Here is an 18,859-nt window from a genome sequence, read left to right as displayed (position 1 = left end):
CCCCTGCGCCTCGCCCCGCATCCCCTTCTGCCTGCCTCCATGACTTCCGCTTCACCCGCCCAGACAACCCCGCCCACCCTGACCGCGCCGATCATCCTGCTGATGTCGGTCGCCACCGGCCTGGCCGTCGCCAGCAATTACTACGCGCAACCCCTGCTGCACACGATCGGCCAGCAGTTTTCGCTGTCCAACGCGACGGCCGGCGCCATCGTCACCACCGCGCAGCTCAGCTACGCGCTGGGACTGATGCTGCTGGTCCCGCTGGGCGACATGTTCGAACGCCGCAGCCTGATCGTGCTGATGACGCTGCTGTCGGCGGGCGGTCTCTTGATTTCGTCGTTCGCCACCAGCATCGCCGTACTGCTGGTGGGCACGGCTTTGACCGGTTTGCTGTCCGTCGTCGCCCAGATCCTGGTGCCGTTCGCCGCCACGCTGGCGGCGCCGCACGAACGCGGAAAGGCGGTCGGCACCGTCATGAGCGGCCTGTTGCTGGGCATTCTGCTGGCCCGCACCGTCGCCGGCGCGCTGGCCGACGTGGGCAGCTGGCGCACGGTGTACTGGGTGGCCGCGATCCTGATGACGGCCATGTCCGCCGCCCTGTGGCGTCTGCTGCCGCGCTACCAGAGCCCCACGTCGATGAGCTATCCGCGCCTGCTGGGCTCGATTCTGCGCATGTTCATCGAAGAACCATTGTTCCGCGCCCGATCGCTGCTGGGTTTCCTGCTGTTCGCCGCCTTCAGCATGCTGTGGACGACGCTGACCTTCCTGCTGTCCAGCCCTCCCTATGAATACAGCACCACCACCATCGGGCTGTTTGGCCTGGCGGGGGCGGCCGGCGCCTATGCCGCCAACCGATTCGGCCGTCTGGCCGACCGCGGCCTGGGCAACCTGGCCACCCGGGTCGGCTTGCTCCTGCTGCTGGGTTCCTGGGGCTTGCTGGCCTTCGGCCAGGTCTCGGTCGTCGCACTGCTAGCAGGCATCCTGATCCAGGATCTGGCGATCCAGGGCGTCCATGTCACCAATAGCAGCGCGCTGTACCGCCTGCGCCCGGAGGCCCGCAGCCGCCTGACCGCCGGCTATATGACCTGCTACTTCATCGGCGGGGCGACCGGTTCACTGGTATCGTCCTGGCTTTACGCCCATTTTGGCTGGCCCGGCGTGGTCACCGCGGGCGCCGTCCTGGGCGTTGTTACCTTGGCATATGGCGCGTTCTCGCCCAGTGCCCGCATCCCGGAAACGGCTCCGTCCCCTGCCCGCGCCTAGCACCTCCTATAATCAGGGGTTTTGACCGCCACCGCGTCCGCGCGGCAGGGCGGCTCACCCTTTTTTGCCACCGTGCCCGAGCCCATGCAGGAACGTTACCTCCCCACTACCGTCGAAGCGGCCGCCCATCAAGACTGGCAGGCCCGCGACGCCTATCTGGTCCACGAACACGCGAAGAACGCGGACGGCTCCGAAAAGCCTAAGTTCTACGCCTGCTCGATGCTGCCCTACCCCAGCGGCAAGCTGCATATGGGCCACGTGCGCAACTACACCATCAACGACATGATGGCGCGCCAGTTGCGCATGCGTGGCTATAACGTCCTGATGCCCATGGGCTGGGACGCCTTCGGCATGCCGGCGGAAAACGCCGCCATCAAGTCCAAGGTGCCGCCGGCCAAGTGGACCTACGACAACATCGCCTATATGAAGAAGCAGATGAAGTCGATGGGTCTGGCGATCGACTGGACGCGCGAAATGTGCGCCTGCGATCCGCAGTACTACAAGTGGAACCAGTGGCTATTCCTGAAGATGCTGGAAAAGGGCGTGGCCTACCGCAAGACCCAGGTCGTGAACTGGGATCCGGTGGACCAGACCGTGCTGGCCAACGAACAAGTCATCGACGGCCGCGGCTGGCGTTCGGGCGCGCTGGTTGAAAAGCGCGAGATCCCGGGCTACTACCTGCGCATTACCGACTACGCCGACGAGCTGCTGGGCGCCGTCCAGAACGACCTGCCCGGCTGGCCCGAGCGCGTCCGCCTGATGCAGGAAAACTGGATCGGCAAGTCCGAGGGCCTGCGCTTTGCCTTCCCGCACAAGATCGCCGGCCCGGACGGCCAGCTGATCCAGGACGGCAAGCTGTACGTCTTCACCACCCGCGCCGACACCATCATGGGCGTGACGTTCTGCGCCGTGGCGCCGGAACACCCCCTGGCCACGCACGCGGCACGCAACAACCCGCAGTTGTCGTCGTTCATCGAGCAATGCAAGCTGGGCGGCACGACCGAGGCCGAAATGGCCACGCGTGAAAAAGAAGGCATGCCCACCGGCCTGTCCGTCACGCACCCGGTGACGGGCGCAGACGTCGAGGTCTGGGTCGGCAACTACGTGCTGATGACCTACGGCGACGGCGCCGTCATGGGCGTGCCCTCGCACGACGAGCGCGATTTCGCCTTCGCCAAGAAATACAAGCTGCCCATCGTCCAGGTCGTGGACGTGGCCGGCAAGGAATACTCCACCGACGCGTGGCAGGAATGGTACGGCGACAAGCAGTCCGGCCGCACCATCAACTCGGGCAAGTACGACGGTCTCTCGCACAAGGAGGCCGTGGACGCCATCGCCGCCGACCTGGGTGCGCAAGGCCTGGGTGAAAAGCAGACCACGTGGCGCCTGCGCGACTGGGGCATTTCGCGCCAGCGCTACTGGGGCACCCCGATCCCGATCATCCACTGCGCGGATTGCGGTCCCGTTCCGGTCCCGGAAAAAGACCTGCCCGTCGTCCTGCCCGACGACCTGATCCCCGACGGCAGCGGCAACCCGCTGACCAAGAACGAAGCCTTCCTGTCCTGCGCCTGCCCCAGCTGCGGCAAGCCCGCGCGCCGCGAAACGGACACGATGGATACGTTCGTGGACTCGTCCTGGTACTTCATGCGCTACACCTCGCCTGGCAACGACACCGCCATGGTCGATGCGCGCAATGACTACTGGATGCCGATGGACCAGTACATCGGCGGCATCGAGCACGCCGTGCTGCACCTGCTGTACGCCCGTTTCTGGACCAAGGTCATGCGCGACATGGGCTTGCTCAACTTCGACGAGCCCTTCACCAAGCTGCTGTGCCAGGGCATGGTGCTGAACCACATCTATTCGCGCAAGACGCCCCAGGGCGGCATCGAATATTTCTGGCCCGAAGACGTCGAAAACGTCTATGACGACCGCGGCGCCATCACCGGCGCCAAGCTGAAGTCGGATGGCTCCGCCATCACTTATGGCGGCGTGGGCACGATGTCCAAGTCCAAGAACAACGGCGTCGACCCGCAATCGCTGATCGATACGCTGGGCGCCGACACGGCCCGCCTGTTCGTCATGTTTGCCAGCCCGCCCGAGCAGACCCTTGAATGGTCCGACTCCGGCGTAGAAGGTTCGAACCGCTTCCTGCGCCGCCTCTGGTCGATCAGCTACGCCCGCCGCGATGCCGTGGCGCGCGGTCTGGCCAACGGTGCCGACTGGTCGCAAGCCCAGGCCGCCGTCAAGGATCTGCGCCGCGAGGTCTACACGCTGCTCAAGCAAGCCGACTACGACTACCAGCGCATCCAGTACAACACCGTCGTGTCCGCCTGCATGAAGATGCTGAACGCCATCGACGATGCCAAGCTGGCCGAAGACGCCGCCTCCGACGCCGCCTACGCCGAAACCCTTGGCGTGCTGCTGCGCGTGCTGTATCCCGTCGTCCCGCATATCACCTGGCACCTGTGGCAAGACCTCGGTTACGCCAAGGAACTGGGCGACCTGCTTGACGCGCCGTGGCCGCATGTGGACGAAGCCGCGCTGATCGCGGACGAAATCGAGCTGATGCTCCAGGTCAACGGCAAGCTGCGCGGCTCGATCCGCGTGGCCGCCGCCGCCCCCAAGGAAGATATCGAGAAGCTCGCCGCCAGCCAGGAAGAAGTCACCCGCTTCCTGGAAGGCCGTCCGCCCAAGCGCGTTATCGTGGTTCCGGGCAAACTGGTCAACGTCGTAGGCTGATGAGGTCAAGCATGTACTTCGCCGGGCAACAAACGCACTCCTCCCGCCAATCCTGGCTGCTGCGCGGCGCCTGCATGGCGCTGTTCATGCTGCTCTCCGCATGCGGTTTCGCATTGCGGGGAGTCACCCCGATGCCGTTCGACACGCTGTATGTCGGCATCCCCGACAACTCCCAGTTCGGCGCCGACGTGCGCCGTTCGCTACGCGCGGCCTCGCCCAATACGAAGCTCGTGGACACGCCCAAGGAGGCGCAAGCCATCCTGCAGCAAGTCGCCGATACGCGCACGCTGCGTGAGGTCTCGCTGAACGCGCAGGGCCGTGTCGAGGAATACGAACTCGGCATCAACTACACGTTCCGCCTGATCGACAACAAGGGGCGCGCGCTGATCCCGGACACCACGCTGTCGATCTACCGCGAAATGCCGTATGACGATCAGGTCGTGCAGGCCAAGCAAGGCCAGATCGAGACACTCTACAAGGCCATGCAACGCGATCTCGTCACCCGAGTGCTGCGCCGCATGACCGCGCCTGATGTGCGCCGTGCCTTCGAAAACGCCGAGGAACGCGGTGAAAACGGCGAAATCCCGCTGTACGACCCGAATGCGCCGCAACCGCAGCGCACGCCCACGCCGTGGCAGACGCCGTCCACCACTGACCCGGCCATCCTCCGCTAGCCCATGGCACAGTCTATGGACGCGGACCGGCTGGCCGAACATCTGCATCGGCCGGGCAACCGGCTCGCCGCGATGTACACGGTATCGGGCGACGAGCCCCTGCTGGTAACCGAAGCGGTTGACGCGTTGCGCGCCTCGGCGCGCCACGCCGGCTACTCCGAACGGCTGTCCATGGTGATGGACGCGCGCAGCGACTGGAGCGCGGTCACCGCCGCCACCCAAAGCGTCTCGCTGTTCGGCGACCGCCGCATCCTTGAAATCAAGATCCCTACCGGCAAACCCGGCAAGTCCGGCGCCGATACGCTCACCAAACTGGCCGAGCAAGCCGAAAAGCAGCCGGATGCGGACACCCTGGTCCTGATCGCCCTGCCCCGCCTTGACAAAGCCACCCGCGAAAGCCGGTGGGTCCAGGCGCTGGCCCGCGGCGGCATGATGGTCGACATCCCCAATATTGAGCGCGGCCGGTTGCCGGCCTGGGTGGGGATGCGGCTGGCCCGCCAGAACCAGCGCGCCGACGGCGCCACCCTGCAATGGATGGCGGACAAGGTCGAAGGCAACCTGCTGGCGGCGCACCAGGAAATCCAGAAACTGGGGTTGCTCTACCCCGAGGGCCAATTGGCGGCGGAAGACGTTGAACGCGCGGTGCTGAACGTGGCCCGCTACGACGTCTTCGGCCTGCGCGACGCCATGCTGGCCGGCGACATTTCCCGCACCATCCGCATGATCGACGGCCTGCGTGCCGAAGGCGAAGCTCTGCCGCTGGTGCTGTGGGCGGTGGGCGAAGAGATCCGCTTGCTAGCCCGCGTCGCGGAAGCGCGCGCGCTGGGCCAGGACGTCAACGGCCTGATGCGCCGCCTGCGCATTTTCGGCGCTCACGAACGCCTCGCGCTGCAAGCCCTGAGCCGGGTGCAGCCCGGCGTTTGGCCGGCTGCAGTGCAGCATGCCCACGAAGTCGACCGCCTGATCAAGGGCCTCTCCGTGCCCGGTCGCCTGTCCGACCCCTGGGAAGAAATGACCCGGCTGGCGCTGCGGGTCGCCGCCGCCGGCGGACGACCGTGAAGGCGGCATTGCCGCCGCCTTCGCCTCGCCCCCGCTCCCTACGCCCGGCCCTCCAGCCGGATATACACTGAAATATTCAGACGGCGCTTGCGCCGCCCTAACTCCATGATCGACGCCGCCATGTCCTCGTCCTCCATCGAACACGCCATGCTGACCTTGGGCGAGAACGCCCGCCACGCCTCGCGCGCCATGATGCGCGCCAACAGCGCCGCCAAGAACAAGGCGCTGCTGGCGATGGCCGACGCCCTGGCCGCCAGCCACGACGAGCTGAAAGCCGCCAATGAAAAGGACGTTGCCGCCGCCCGCGCCAACGGCCTGGAACCGGCACTGCTTGACCGCCTTACGCTATCCGACAAGACCCTCGCCCACATGGCCGAGGGACTGCGCCAGATCGCCGCCTTGCCTGACCCGATCGGCAGCATCACCGCCACCACCGTGCGCCCCAACGGCATGCGTGTGGCCCAGATGCGCGTGCCGCTCGGTGTCATCGGCATCATTTACGAATCGCGCCCCAACGTCACGATCGACGCTGCCGCGCTATGCCTGAAGTCCGGTAACGCCGCCATCCTGCGCGGCGGCAGCGAAGCGCTGCACTCCAACATCGCCCTGGGCCGAGTCGTGCAAACGGGCCTGGCCGCCGCCGGCCTGCCGCAAGACGCCGTGCAGGTCGTGGCAACGGCCGACCGCGCCGCCGTAGGCAAGCTCATCACCATGACCGAACACATCGACGTCATCGTGCCGCGCGGCGGCAAGGGCCTGATCGCCCGCCTGTCGCAAGAAGCCCGCGTGCCCCTCATCAAGCACCTGGACGGCAACTGCCATATCTATATCGACGCTGCGGCCGATCCGGACAAGGCGCACAGCATTGCCTTCAACGCCAAGACCTACCGCTACGGCATCTGCGGCGCCATGGAAACCCTGCTGGTCGACGCCGTCGCCGCCGTTTCCATCCTGCCCACGCTGGCCGCGGCCTTCATCGAACACGGCGTCGAACTGCGCGGCTGCCCGCGCACGCTGGCCCTGCTGCCGCACATCACGCCGGCCACCGACGAAGACTGGGGCACGGAATACCTGGGCCCGATCCTGGCGGTACGCATCGTCGATACGCTGGACGACGCCATCGAACACATCGCGCGCTGGGGTTCCGGCCACACTGACGCGATCGTCACCGAAGACCTGTCAGCCGCGCAGCGCTTCCAGCGCGAAGTCGATTCCAGCTCGGTCTATGTGAACTTGCCCACCTGCTTCGCCGATGGTTTCGAATACGGGCTGGGCGCCGAGATCGGTATCTCCACGAATCGCCTGCATGCCCGCGGCCCGGTCGGCCTTGAAGGCTTGACCACGCTGAAGTGGGTGCTTAGCGGCGAAGGCCAGACGCGCGGCTGACGCCGACGTCCGCGTGCCGCGGGGGCGCTTGGCTCCGGCGCACACGGCTGACGCAGCCCTGAACACGGGGCTGCGCCAAGCCTTCTACAATACGGCCAGGATATTTTTCCAGGCTTCTTATCATCCCAACGCGGCACGCCGCGCACTCTTGAGACCCCCATGCATTCACCCGTCATGGCCATGGCGTTCAGCCTATTTGTGCTCTGCTTCATCACCTGCTCGCTCAGCGGCATCGTGCTGTTTTTCTTCAAGAGCAAGCAGATCAACGCCACGCTGAAGCACCCTTACCTGCAGCACCGCCCGTTCAAGCAATATCCGCTGTCCATCCAGGCCGCGATCATGCTGGATTACTTTTTCCGCCTGATGTTCCCCGGCACCCGCTTCTGGCTGATTGGCAACGCCAATGACCTGCTGGGCCATGTCGACCCGAAGAAGACGCCGCTGGCGCTGAAGTGGCCCATCGTCGGTTTCTGGGGCTCTTGCTGGCTGGGCCTTATCGCCATGATCATCCTGTGGATCATGTTGTACCTGGGAGCATGAACGCATGCAGATCAAAATTGAAGACTATCCCGGCAGCCTGGACGCCGCCCGCGCGTTGATCGCCGCCCGGGATTCCGGCGTGGCCGGCCCGCGCCTGCCCGCCGCCTTCCGCCCGCAGTCCCTCGGCCAGGCATTCGCCGTGCAGCAGCGCACGGCGCAGTTGCTGCAAGAAACCCGGCAAGACCGCATCGCGGCATGGAAAAGCGCACTGCCGTCGCCCGAAAAAACCGTGGTGGCGCCGATCTATGCGTCGAACACGACCTACGCCGAAGCCGGCCCCATCGCCAGCCGCACCGCCATCGTGCGCGTCGAACCCGAATTCGCGTTCGAACTGGCACATGACCTGCCTGCTCGCGACACCCCGTACACCGAGGCTGACGTCGATGCCGCAATCGGCGGCGCCCGGCTTGCGCTGGAAGTCCTGGGTTGCCGCTACGCGTCGCCCGAACACGCGAGCCTGCCTGAATTGCTGGCCGACCACATGTTCAATCAGGGCATCGTGCTGGGCCCGCGCATCGTATCGCCGGATGCCGCCCCCGCCAGCATGAGCCTCACGCTGGCAATCGATGGCCAGGAAATCGAGCAGCATGCCGGCTTCCACCCAAACGGCCACCCCAAGGCGGGCCTGTACTGGCTTGCGAATTTCCTGCGCGAACAAGGCCTGGGCCTGCATGCGGGCCAGCACGTCATCACGGGTTCGTATGCTGGCTTCCTGGACGTGCCCGCCAATCAAGACATCGAACTGACGTACGGCGACCTGGGCGTGCTGCGCCTGCGGTTCAACCACTAGCGCATCCTCGCTGGAACCTGTGCCATGCTGACTCTGCGCCCCTTTGCTTCCTCGGACTTTCCGCTCTTGGCCAGCTGGTTTTCCAGCCTGCCAGAAGTCGTGCAATGGGGGGGCTCCCACCTGTCGTTCCCGCTTACGCAAGCCGAGATGTCCGACATGCTGGCGCAAGGACAGGCCAGCCCGCCAAATCGCCGCTGCTGGATGGTTTGCCGTGACGGCACGCCTGTGGGTCATGCGCAGTTGGCGTACGACTGGCGCGACGGCAACGCCCGCCTGGGTCGTGTCGCCATCGCCCCCGCCGAACGCGGGCAAGGCTTGGCCCGGCCCATGGTGACGATGATGATCGAAGAAGCTTTCCAGACCCCTGGCATCGAGCGCCTGGAACTGAACGTCTACATGTTCAACACGCCCGCCATCCGTACCTATGAAGGATTGGGCTTCACGATGGAAGGCGTGCGGCGCTCGTCCACGCGCGCCGGAGACGAGCGTTGGGACACCGGCATGATGGGATTGCTGCGCGCGGAATGGCAAGCGGCAACGCCTGCCTCCGCATACGGTTGAACGCCTGAACTAGCGCGCCTTGGGTTCCGCGATGCTGACCGGCTCTCCGGCAGCTTCGATCACTTCACCGGCAGCCAGACACAGGTCTTCGCGGTAGCGCCCGGCCACGATCTGCACGCCCACAGGGCTTGGCCCCACGCTGCTCATTGCGCCGCCCATCGCGACCGACAACGCGGGCAAGCCCATGAAAGGCACACCGATCTGAGTCATCTGCGCGCGCCACACCCGCGCGTAGGCCGCATCGCCCTGCAAGTCCAGCTTGTCCGGAAACGGCAACTCGGCCGACACCGGCAACAGCAGGATCGGATACTCCGCAAAGAACAATTCCCACAAGCGCGTCAACGTCGCACGACGCGTCAAGACGGCCGAAAAACTGGTCAGATCGGCGCCCGCGGCCTTATCGCGCTGGCCGCGCAATGCCACCAATGCCCCGGGGTCGCCTTCTTTCTCAGCAGCGGCCAGCATGCCGTCGTAGCCGTCCGCCATCCACATGCGGATCTGAAGATCGGCCGCCTCCTGCAGCGGCGGAATCGAATCCAGCGTGTCGACCGTCCAGCCGGCCTCGGTCAGCCTGCGCGCGGCGTCCTGCAACGCCTTGACGACCGCCGGTTCGGTTTCCATGCCCTCCGGATTCACGCACAGCGCAGCGCGCCGCGGCACCTCCGGCCCCACCAGGGGCGCGGGAACCCACCAAGGGTCGCGCGGATCCGCCGCCGACAGCGCGGCCAGCCCCAGGCGCACATCGGCAATGGTGCGCCCCAAGGGCCCCGACACTGCGGTCAGTTGCCCGCCGATCGAACGCTCGGGCAAGGCGGCGTTGTATGCGGGCACGCGGCCCAGCGACGGGCGCAGCCCGTGCACGCCGCAAGCATAGGCGGGATAGCGGATGGAACCCGCGATGTCCGTGCCGTGCGCCAGGTGCCCGATGCCGGCCGCCACGGCCGACGCCGCGCCGCCCGAGGATCCGCCGGGCGTCAGCGCCGCATTGCGGGGATTGCGCGTTTCGCCATGAACGGCGTTGCTTGTGAACCACCGCAGTGAAAATGCCGGCGTATTGGTGCGGCCCAGAATGACGGCGCCAGCCCGCCGCAGGTTGTCCACCACCGGGCTGTTCACGGCGGCAATCAGGTCTTTCTGCAGGGTGACGCCATTGGTGGTGGCGTAGCCCGCCTGGTCAACATTGACCTTCACGGTGACGGGTACGCCCGCCAGGATGCCGGGGTCTTCCCCGCGCGCCAACGCGGCATCCACGGCCGCAGCCTGCGCCAGTACATCTTCCGGACGGTGATCGACCACCGCGTTGACTGCCGGATTCGCGGCGTTCAGCCGCGCCAGCGCGCTATGCGCCGCTTCGGTGGCGGACACGTCGCGATTGCGGATGCGGGCGGCAAGTTCAACTGCGGACAAACGCCAGATTTCGGACACGCGTCACTCCTCAAGGGATGTTTTTCGGGGGCAAGCAAACCTTAGCGCCTGCCGTGCCTGCCCACAAGCCACGGTTTACCGCAGTGCGTCGCGGGCCGGCCGCTATTTTTCCGTTTCGAAGACCTCGACAATCGCATCGGCTACCGCGCGCACGCGCGCAGTGCGGTTCAGATCGCCATGCATCACCAGCCACAGGTCGTAGGGTTCGCTGCGGGTGGGCCAAATACGGACCAGTTCCGGATAGTCCGGCGCCATATGGGTAGGCAGTTCGCCGATACCCAGGCCAGCCGCCACGGCCTCGATGATCATCAGCCCCGAATTCAATTCGATGGCGACATGGCCATTGCCCGTGGGTTCGCCGCAGAAGGTATCGGACCAGCCCGGCAGCACGGACTGCTGGTACGTCACCAGCGCATGGCCGGCGAACGCCGTGCCCGGCCGCGGCTCACCATGCTTGGCAAGATAGCTGCGCGACGCGTACAGACCCACGTCCTTGCGCGTCAGGTGGCGTTGGATCAGGTCCGGGTTGTCGGGCTTGACGTTGCGGATGGCCAAGTCCGCCTCGCGGCGCGTCAGGTTGCTGATCTGGATCGACGTGGACAGCAGCACCCGAATATCCGGGTGCTGGGCATGCACGCGGCGCACCGCCTCCATGATGAAGTAGCTGGCCACGGTTTCCGAAGCTGCCACGCGCACGATCCCGGACAAGCGGTGGTCCAGGCCCTGCATTTGCCGCTGCAGCTGGTCGGCCGCCTGCTCCATGCGCTCGGCGGCGGCAAACGCCAATTCGCCCGCCGCAGTCGGCACATAGCCGCCCGGCGTGCGCAGGAACAGCCGCGCGTCCAGGGAAGACTCCAACGCGGCCAGGCGCCTGCCAGCCGTGGCCTGGTCGATCTGCAGCAGGGCCGCTGCGCCGCGCAATGTGCCTATCCGATAGATGGCCAGGAAAATCCTGGCGTTGTCCCAATCCATGGCGTCCCTTTTACCCGGACCGCAAGGGCCGAGTCGATGCATTTTTGCATCACTATAAAGCACATATACGGATTTTTTGCATCGCTGAAACCTCCTAAGATTCAGCCCTCGGAATGCCGCAACACTTCACTGCCATCATGACTACCGCCTGCCCTCAAGCCCCCGTCCCCGCCGTGGACGTCAAACCCATTACCGGCTGGCTACCGCTCGTCACCCTGGCCATCGGCTTTGTGATGGCCATGCTGGACGTCACCGTGGTCAACGTGGCGCTGCCCAGCATTGCGCTGCAATTCACCGTCCCGCTGACCGACCTGGTCTGGATCGTGGACGGCTACACGCTCACCTTCGCCGCCCTGCTGCTGGTGGCCGGAGCGCTGGCGGACCGCTACGGCGCCAAGACCATCTACCTGAGCGGCTTGGGCGTATTCACGCTGGCGTCACTGCTTTGCGGCCTGGCGCCCAACGCGGATTCGCTGATTGCGGCCCGCATGCTGCAGGGCGTGGGCGCCGCGCTGTTCATGCCCAGCTCCTTGAGCCTGCTGACCCATGCGTATGAAGACGAACACGTACGCAACCGGATGCTGGCCGCCTGGTCGGCCATCGTGGCGGTAGCGGGCGCCGCCGGCCCATTGCTCGGTGGCGTGCTGATCCACCAATTCGGATGGCGCGGCATCTTCCTGATCAATCTGCCGCTGGGCATTGTCGGACTGTGGCTGGCCCGCCGCCGCATCCAGGCCGCGCCGCGCCGCCCCCGGGCGCTCAATCCGCTGAGCCACCTATTGGGCGTCGTCGCGTTGTCGTCCCTGTGCTTCGTGCTGATCCAGGGCAATGCCTATGGATGGACGTCGAGCAGGATCGCAGGCGTCGCGGCACTGTGCGCCGTGGCCGTCGTGCTGCTGGTGCGCCGCGAACGCCGGCACGCCGAACCGATCCTGCCGCGTGCGCTGTTCAAGACGACACAGTTCGCGGCGGCCAACGGTGTAGGCTTTCTGATCAACTTGGCGTCTTACGGCCAGTTGTTCCTGCTCAGCCTGTTCCTGCAGCATGCGCGCGGCACGGACGCCCTGCAGACCGGCATCCAGCTGGTGCCCATGCTGGCCGTGTTCTCCATCGGCAACATGATCTCGGGCCGTGTTTCGGCGCGCTGGAACGTATCGGCGTCACTGTTGGGCGGCGTATCCCTTGCCACCATCATGAGCGCCGCCGGCATCTATGCCTTCTCGCCGGACATGGCCTACTGGCCGTTCGCCATCATGGTCGCGCTTGGCAACCTGGGCGTTGGCATCGCCGTGCCGGCGATGACCAGCGTCGTCATGCAGGTCTCGGGCAAGCATCACGCCAACAGCGCGGCGGCGGCGCTAAATGCCAACCGCCAGTCGGGCGCGCTCGTTGGCGTCGCGCTGATGGGCACCATCCTGCATCTGCTGCCCGACTGGCACGCGAGCCTGCCGGTGGCCTATGTCGTCATCGCCGCCAGCTATGCCGTGGCCGTGGCCTTGGTCTGGCGGCACCTGCGGCGCGCGCGCAACGCCTGAGGGCTCATTCCAGCCTGCCCGGCAGGATGGCGATGCCCCGTCCGGCAAAGAACGCGTCGAACACGGTCAACGGCAACTCGACATCCGCCTGCTGGCCCACTTCGCCGGACGGATTGTGAAACGTGACTGAGGTCGCGGACGCCCGCGTCACCAGCACCAGATGGCCGCCTTTGCTGGGGGGAGGCCGGTCGGTCTGTCGAATGTCCGGATGCACGGAAGCCATGAAGTAGTCGGCGCCTTCCAGCACGGCGGGCAACGCCGCAGTCTCCAGCCCGACGTGCACCTGGGCGTCCAGTCCGAACTCCTCCGTGACGAAGCGCACGAACGGTGCATAGATCAACCCTTTGATCTCGCCCTCGCGGTCCGTATAGGCACCGAACGCCAGGCTGCGCCGGGCCAGTTCCAGCGTGGGGTGAATCTGCCCGCTGCGCGCCGCCAACACCATCTTCAGGCACGCCATGCCGCAGACGTGATTGGCCCAGCGGACATATTCCTCGACATCGCGGGCACCGGATGTCGGCCATGCCGGATCGTCGGCCAGCGCGAGTTCCTTCCGGATGATCGCGTCCGCCAGGTGGGCCGATTCCCATTGGCAAAAATACGGTACGGCCGATTGGCCGGCATATCTGGCATCCACTTGGCGTGCTCCGTGTGTTCAGGAAGATCCGTCATCTTGCCGTTCAACGGGTGCCGTGGCAACGGTCCCGCGTTTGCTTCACAATGTGGCGATTCCCCACCTACCGGAGAGCCGCATGCCCAGCACCGCCACGTCCAATCCGTCCATCCGCTGCGTCGCCATCGTCGGCGCAGGCACCATCGGCGCCAGTTGGGCCGCGCTGTTCCTGGCACACGGATTGGAAGTTGTCGTCAGCGATCCGGCCTCTGACGCCGAAGCCCTGACTCGTGCCCGCGTGCAAGCGGCCTGGCCCGTATTGAAAGAGCTGGGCCGCGTGGCCGACGGCGCGTCGCCCGATGCGTTGCGCTTCGAGCCGGACCTGACGGTCGCCTTGGCCGGCGTGGACTTCGTGCAAGAAAATGCCCCCGAACGCGAAGACTTCAAAATCGATCTCTTCGCGCGCATGGACGCCATCCTGCCGCCGCACGTCATCGTGGCGTCCAGTTCGTCGGGCCTCATCATGAGCCGCCTGCAATCGCGTTGCCGCCATGCCGGGCGTTTCGTCATCGGCCATCCGTTCAACCCGCCGCACCTGATCCCGCTGGTCGAAGTGGTGGGCGGAGACCAGACCTCAGCCGAGACCATTGATCGCAGCATCGCCTTCTACCAGGCGATGGGCAAGCATCCCATCCGCCTGAACAAGGAAGTGCCCGGTCACATCGCCAACCGCCTGCAAGCGGCACTGTGGCGCGAAGCCATCCACCTGGCCGCCGAAAACGTCGCCAGTGTGGCGGACATCGACGCCGCCGTCTCGCAAGGCCCGGGCTTGCGATGGGCGCTCTTCGGCCCCCACATGACTTTCAACCTGGGCGGCGGTGCAGGCGGCCTGGCCAACTTCATGGACCACCTGCTGGGCCCGGTGCAAACCTGGTGGGATGACCTGGGCGCACCCGAGGTCACGCCCGAACTGCAACGACGCCTGATCGAAGGCGTCAACGCCGAAGCCGGCCAACGCAGCATTGCAGACCTCGTGGAAAACCGCGACGCTCAGCTCACGGCGCTGCTCAAGACCTTGCGTCGTTAAGGGCCTATTTTCTCGTGACCCCGATTCACCGCATGCGGCCAATAGGCCGCAGTTTGCTTACCGCACTGGCCTTCTGCGTGAGCCTGCCCGCAAGTGCCACGCAGGCCAGTGCGTCAGACGCGGTCCAGCCTCCCGCCCTGGTGTGGGGCGCCGTTCCCAGCGCCGATCTCTATCTGCTGGTCGCCAGCCCCCGGCTGAGCAAGCCCGAGCTGCAACGACTGGCTGCCGAAACGATCGGCCCGGGCATTGGTGACAATCAATTCATCACCCAGGTCTGGAGCAATCTGCCAGAGCCCCTCCAGCTTTGGATCTCGATTGATCCCGTCCGGCTTCAGGAAGCCAGGCTGTCCACGGATCAGGCATTGGAGGCGTTGGCCGCCAAACTGGATATTCCCGCCCAAGCCAGCAAGGGAATCCGCACGCCAGCCTCATGGATCTATGCGGGCGCCACGCGCGAGAAGCTCGAAGCCTGGCGCGATGCACCTCCCCGGCTGGCGGATGGCAGCATCATCAACCCGTCGGCATGGACAACGTTGACGTACCGGCAAGCGCCGGAATCCTGGGAAGCCTGGAACAAGGTCGCGCTAAGCCTTGCCATCCCTGCCGAGGCAAGCCGCGATTCACTGGAGGGCGTCGTCAGCGAACGCCTGAAAGCGCTAGCCGCCAAGCTGCCCGACGACGTCTCGATCTTGATCCTGCCGGCGGGCCCCCGATTACACGAAGCCGACGGCATTTTCGTCACGCTCGGGCGCGACGATTAGTTCCTCCCCTGCACCTGCCCCGCTCCTACGCCCGCAACTGTTAATCTGGGCGTTAGGCTTCGTATCCTGACCAGACCAAGGAATCTCCGAATGACCGTCGTCACCCAAGACCCCGGACAATCCCGGTTCACCGCCACGGTCGATGGCGTCCTGTGCGTGCTGGACTATCAGCTCCAGGCGGACGTCATGGCCATCGTCCACACCGGCGTACCCAGCCAGGTGGGCGGCCGCGGCATCGCGGCGGAACTCACCAAGTTTGCGCTGGACACAGCTCGGGCCAACGGCTGGAAAGTCCGCCCCTTGTGCTCCTACGCCGAGGTCTACATGCGCCGCCACCCTGAATACAACGACCTGCGCGCCTAAGCGCCCAACCCCCTATCGTGACGAAGAAATCCCCACCCTTGGCCGAGCCCTGCCCGTGTGGCGGCGCGACCTATTCCCGCTGTTGCGGCCGCTGGCATGAAGGCCCCTTGGCCATGCAGGCCCCGACGGCCGAAGCGCTGATGCGCTCGCGCTACAGCGCGTTTGTGTTGGACAAGCTGCCCTACCTGCTGGCCAGTTGGCATCCCAGCACCCGCCCCGAGTCGCTGGAGCCAAATCCCTCCGACCTCAAATGGCTGGGACTGACCATCAAGCAAGCCCGCGATCAGGACGCCGACCACGCCACGGTGGAATTCGTCGCACGCAGCCGCCAGGCCGGCCGCGCGCACCGCATGCATGAAATCAGCCGCTTCGTCAGGGAAGGCGGCCATTGGTATTACGTCGACGGCGATCTGAATTGACGTGACGTGACGGCTGCATGCCGATTGCCCAGTAGGCGCTGGCTGGCGCGCAGCGGGAATCCCAGAAGCCCTATACGCTGGCAACCAGACTCTGGATATCCGTCTCGACAGCCTGCTTAAGCGCCGCCACCAACTGCTGCTCCATGCCGCTTGCCGCGCGCGAGTTGCCCACGATCGCCAGCTCGGTCGGCGGCACCGCCGCAAATCCTTCTTGCGCACCTAGCAGCGCATGCGTCTCCAGCCTTGCAAAAGCAGGCAGCAGGCTCACGCCCAACCCGGCCGCCACGGCAGCTTGAACGCCCGCCAGGCTATGGCTGTGATATGCGACGTGCCAGGGGCGCCCCGCGCTTTCCAAAGCGTAGATCATGCGCTTGCGATAGATGCAGCCATGGGGAAACAGCACCAGCGGCACGGCTGCGGATCCCGCCAGGTGACGCCTGTCGCCCACCCAGACCAGCCGCTCGGGCCAGGCCGCAAGGCAGGCACCGTCGCCCGGCTCCCGCTTGATCAGCGCCAGATCCAGATCGCCCGAAGCGAGTTTGCCGCGCAGGTCCGTGCTCATGCCGCTGATCGTCTCCAGGCGCGCCTCGGGATGCCTAGCGACAAAGCCCGCCAGCAGCACCGTCAGCCGCGACACATCGAAGTCTTCAGGAATTCCCAGCCGCAACACCCGCGCCGCGCGGGGCGCCGCCACGACATGCTCGGCCTCGTCCGCCATGGCCAGCAAACGGCGTGCATACACCAGCATCAGCTCGCCGTCCTCGGTCGCCACGACGTCGCTGCCCGCACGGTCCCGCAGCAAAAGCGTCTTGCCGACGGTCTGCTCCAGCTTGCGCACCTGCTGGCTCACCGTGGACTGCGTGCGATGCACCCTACTGGCCGCCCGCGTGAAGCTGCCTTCATCCGCGACGCACACCAGGGTTCTCAGGAGTTCAAGGTCCAACATGATGGTTCGTCATCCGTCTAGAGACAGCAGTTAGAAAGGGGGCCAGATATCGACTTAGCAACTGAGCGGATTCTAATTATTAATTTTACGACTTTGTAAGCCGGACTTTAAGCTGACTCTACCCTTCCCCTTCATCCATGAGGAAATCGATATGCCGCTGGATCATCTTCCCCGTCCCAAATGGCTCACCTTCGACTGCTACGGCACGCTGATTCAATGGGACGAAGGCTTGCAAGCGGCGGTGTCCCGCATTCTGGCGACCAGCAGTGATGCGCAAGACGCACCCACGCCGGCGCAATTCCTGCATGTGTACGACGAACACGAACACCGCTTGGAACGTACCCCACCGCATCGCAGCTTTGCGGACATCACGCGGGAATCGCTACGGCTCACGATGCAGGACTTCGGCCTTGCCTATCGTCCAGAAGACGCCGAAATGCTTACCGGCAGCATCTCCGCCATGCCGCCCTTCCCTGAAGTTGTGGATACGCTGGCCGCCCTGAAGCAGGCCGGCTTCCGTCTGTGCATCATTTCCAATACCGATGACCAGATCATCGCCGGCAATGTGGGCCAGTTGGGCGGCCATATCGATCGCGTCATCACGGCCGAACAGGCAGGGGCCTACAAGCCCTCCCGCAAGATCTTCGCCCACGCCTACAACAGCCTAGGCGTGACGCCAGACGAGGTGGTTCATATCTGCGCCAGCCCCCATCTGGACCATGCCGCCGCCCGAGAGATCGGCTTTCGCTGCGTATGGATCGACCGCGGTACAGGCCGCAAGCTCTTGCCGGACTACCTCCCGGACGCTACCGTACCGACTTTGGATCGTGTGCCCGACCTGTTCCGCGCCGCCGGCTGGCTCTGACGACGGGCGCCGGCCTCACCCCTCCAACTCCTTGAAGGCAGTCATGAATCAAGAACCCCGTTTCGCCGACGCTCTTTTCCACGCAGAACCCGTTGCTGCACTGCGCGCAGATCTGGCGCTTGCGCTGCGGGCCGCTGCCGCCCACGGCCTGGGCGAAGGCGTCTGCAATCATTTCAGCGTGGCACTGCCCGGCGATCCGGACCACTTCCTGCTCAACCCGCGCGGCCTGATGTGGAATGAAGTGCAAGCTGACGATATCGTGCTGATCGACGCCAATGGCAACAAGCTGGCCGGACGCCACGAAGTGGAGCCCACCGCCATGTTCATCCACGCCGCCATTCACCGTATCGCCGGCAAGGCCTGTGTCCTGCATACGCACATGCCGTACGCCACGGCGCTGACGCTGACCTCTGATCGCGGACTGGACACGACCTTGTCGCAGAACGCCATGCGCTTCCACGGACGCCTGGCCATCGACGAAAACTACAACGGCCTGGCCTTGGACGTCAGCGAAGGCGAACGCATCGCCCACGCCATGCAGGGCGCAGATATCGTGTTCCTGGGCAATCACGGGGTCGTCGTGTGCGGCGAACGCCTGGACTATGCCTACGACGACCTATTCTTCCTCGAACGCGCCTGTACCGCCCAGGTCCTGGCGCAATCCACCGGACGGCCGCTCAAGCCGGTCGATACCGCCATCGCCAGCAAAGTCGCCGCGCAGATTCAAAGTGAACGCCTGCAGTCGGAACTCTTCTTCGCTGCCTTGCGCCGCCAATTGCCCTGATTTCTTAGCTCCAACGCAAAACCCCCTCGCGGCGCCAGCCGCGAGGGGGTTTCTTTAATTCAAATCCGTTTTCC

Annotated in this window: 19 protein-coding genes; 15 read left to right on the top strand and 4 right to left on the bottom strand. The window is 65.4% G+C overall.

All coding sequences use genetic code 11. The features are described from left to right. Nucleotides 1-39 precede the first annotated feature (39 nt). From AC27VE_RS07825 to AC27VE_RS07790, 8 genes are all read left to right on the top strand, one after another. The gene (locus tag AC27VE_RS07825; protein WP_488703499.1) at nucleotides 40-1,263 is read left to right on the top strand and encodes an MFS transporter; all 1,224 of its coding nucleotides are present in this window, start codon (nucleotides 40-42) and stop codon (nucleotides 1,261-1,263) included. A gap of 84 nt (nucleotides 1,264-1,347) precedes the next feature. Further along, entirely contained in the window at nucleotides 1,348-4,005 is a 2,658-nt protein-coding gene (leuS, locus tag AC27VE_RS07820) for a leucine--tRNA ligase (RefSeq protein WP_488703498.1), read from the top strand. An 11-nt stretch (nucleotides 4,006-4,016) separates the two neighbouring features. Further along, the gene (locus AC27VE_RS07815) at nucleotides 4,017-4,679 is read left to right on the top strand and encodes an LPS-assembly lipoprotein LptE (RefSeq protein WP_488703497.1); all 663 of its coding nucleotides are present in this window, start codon (nucleotides 4,017-4,019) and stop codon (nucleotides 4,677-4,679) included. 3 nt (nucleotides 4,680-4,682) lie between these two features. Next, on the top strand, nucleotides 4,683-5,738 hold the full coding sequence (holA, locus tag AC27VE_RS07810; protein ID WP_488703496.1) for a DNA polymerase III subunit delta: 1,056 nt from the start codon (nucleotides 4,683-4,685) through the stop codon (nucleotides 5,736-5,738). A gap of 105 nt (nucleotides 5,739-5,843) precedes the next feature. After that, the gene (locus AC27VE_RS07805) at nucleotides 5,844-7,124 is read left to right on the top strand and encodes a glutamate-5-semialdehyde dehydrogenase (RefSeq protein WP_488703553.1); all 1,281 of its coding nucleotides are present in this window, start codon (nucleotides 5,844-5,846) and stop codon (nucleotides 7,122-7,124) included. A 159-nt stretch (nucleotides 7,125-7,283) separates the two neighbouring features. Continuing rightward, a complete protein-coding gene (locus tag AC27VE_RS07800) occupies nucleotides 7,284-7,664 on the top strand; it encodes a hypothetical protein (RefSeq protein ID WP_488703495.1) in 381 nt (126 codons plus the stop codon). A 4-nt stretch (nucleotides 7,665-7,668) separates the two neighbouring features. Next, nucleotides 7,669-8,454, top strand: a complete 786-nt coding sequence (locus AC27VE_RS07795; RefSeq protein WP_488703494.1) for a 2-keto-4-pentenoate hydratase — start codon at nucleotides 7,669-7,671, stop codon at nucleotides 8,452-8,454. A gap of 24 nt (nucleotides 8,455-8,478) precedes the next feature. Next, nucleotides 8,479-9,015: a GNAT family N-acetyltransferase gene (locus tag AC27VE_RS07790; RefSeq protein WP_488703493.1), complete on the top strand. Its 537-nt coding sequence runs from the start codon at nucleotides 8,479-8,481 to the stop codon at nucleotides 9,013-9,015. Nucleotides 9,016-9,024: 9 nt separating this feature from the next. Here AC27VE_RS07790 and AC27VE_RS07785 read toward each other — a convergent pair whose 3' ends face one another. Both AC27VE_RS07785 and AC27VE_RS07780 read right to left on the bottom strand, forming a co-directional pair. Then, nucleotides 9,025-10,440 (bottom strand): amidase family protein, encoded by a 1,416-nt coding sequence (locus AC27VE_RS07785; protein ID WP_488703492.1) that lies wholly within the window; start codon nucleotides 10,438-10,440, stop codon nucleotides 9,025-9,027. A 102-nt stretch (nucleotides 10,441-10,542) separates the two neighbouring features. Next, nucleotides 10,543-11,412 (bottom strand): LysR family transcriptional regulator, encoded by an 870-nt coding sequence (locus AC27VE_RS07780; RefSeq protein ID WP_488703491.1) that lies wholly within the window; start codon nucleotides 11,410-11,412, stop codon nucleotides 10,543-10,545. A gap of 137 nt (nucleotides 11,413-11,549) precedes the next feature. Here AC27VE_RS07780 and AC27VE_RS07775 point away from each other — a divergent pair, with 137 nt between their 5' ends. Continuing rightward, complete coding sequence (locus AC27VE_RS07775) at nucleotides 11,550-12,947, top strand: MFS transporter (protein WP_488703490.1); 1,398 nt, start codon at nucleotides 11,550-11,552, stop codon at nucleotides 12,945-12,947. 4 nt (nucleotides 12,948-12,951) lie between these two features. Here the strand turns inward: AC27VE_RS07775 and AC27VE_RS07770 are convergent, their stop codons facing one another. Then, a complete protein-coding gene (locus AC27VE_RS07770) occupies nucleotides 12,952-13,584 on the bottom strand; it encodes a cysteine peptidase family C39 domain-containing protein (protein WP_488703489.1) in 633 nt (210 codons plus the stop codon). A 115-nt stretch (nucleotides 13,585-13,699) separates the two neighbouring features. Between AC27VE_RS07770 and AC27VE_RS07765 the strand changes: the two genes are divergently transcribed. From AC27VE_RS07765 to AC27VE_RS07750, 4 genes are all read left to right on the top strand, one after another. Continuing rightward, nucleotides 13,700-14,647 (top strand): 3-hydroxyacyl-CoA dehydrogenase NAD-binding domain-containing protein, encoded by a 948-nt coding sequence (locus AC27VE_RS07765; RefSeq protein ID WP_427959678.1) that lies wholly within the window; start codon nucleotides 13,700-13,702, stop codon nucleotides 14,645-14,647. A 77-nt stretch (nucleotides 14,648-14,724) separates the two neighbouring features. Beyond that, nucleotides 14,725-15,408 carry a hypothetical protein gene (locus tag AC27VE_RS07760; RefSeq protein WP_488703488.1) on the top strand — a complete coding sequence of 228 codons (684 nt, stop codon included), beginning with the start codon at nucleotides 14,725-14,727 and terminating at the stop codon, nucleotides 15,406-15,408. Between the two features lie 90 nt (nucleotides 15,409-15,498). After that, a complete protein-coding gene (locus tag AC27VE_RS07755) occupies nucleotides 15,499-15,771 on the top strand; it encodes a GNAT family N-acetyltransferase (protein ID WP_006223530.1) in 273 nt (90 codons plus the stop codon). 17 nt (nucleotides 15,772-15,788) lie between these two features. Next, entirely contained in the window at nucleotides 15,789-16,190 is a 402-nt protein-coding gene (locus tag AC27VE_RS07750) for a YchJ family protein (RefSeq protein ID WP_488703487.1), read from the top strand. A gap of 70 nt (nucleotides 16,191-16,260) precedes the next feature. Here AC27VE_RS07750 and AC27VE_RS07745 read toward each other — a convergent pair whose 3' ends face one another. Then, nucleotides 16,261-17,136, bottom strand: coding sequence for a LysR substrate-binding domain-containing protein (locus AC27VE_RS07745; protein ID WP_488703486.1), 876 nt, complete (start codon nucleotides 17,134-17,136; stop codon nucleotides 16,261-16,263). A 151-nt stretch (nucleotides 17,137-17,287) separates the two neighbouring features. Between AC27VE_RS07745 and AC27VE_RS07740 the strand changes: the two genes are divergently transcribed. After that, nucleotides 17,288-18,001, top strand: a complete 714-nt coding sequence (locus AC27VE_RS07740; RefSeq protein WP_488703485.1) for a haloacid dehalogenase type II — start codon at nucleotides 17,288-17,290, stop codon at nucleotides 17,999-18,001. A gap of 43 nt (nucleotides 18,002-18,044) precedes the next feature. Further along, nucleotides 18,045-18,785, top strand: a complete 741-nt coding sequence (locus AC27VE_RS07735) for an aldolase (protein WP_488703484.1) — start codon at nucleotides 18,045-18,047, stop codon at nucleotides 18,783-18,785. Nucleotides 18,786-18,859: the final 74 nt, after the last annotated feature.

It is taken from the genome of Achromobacter sp. 18P8.1.1, assembly GCF_057799415.1.
This window is presented reverse-complemented; position numbering and strand designations above follow the sequence as displayed.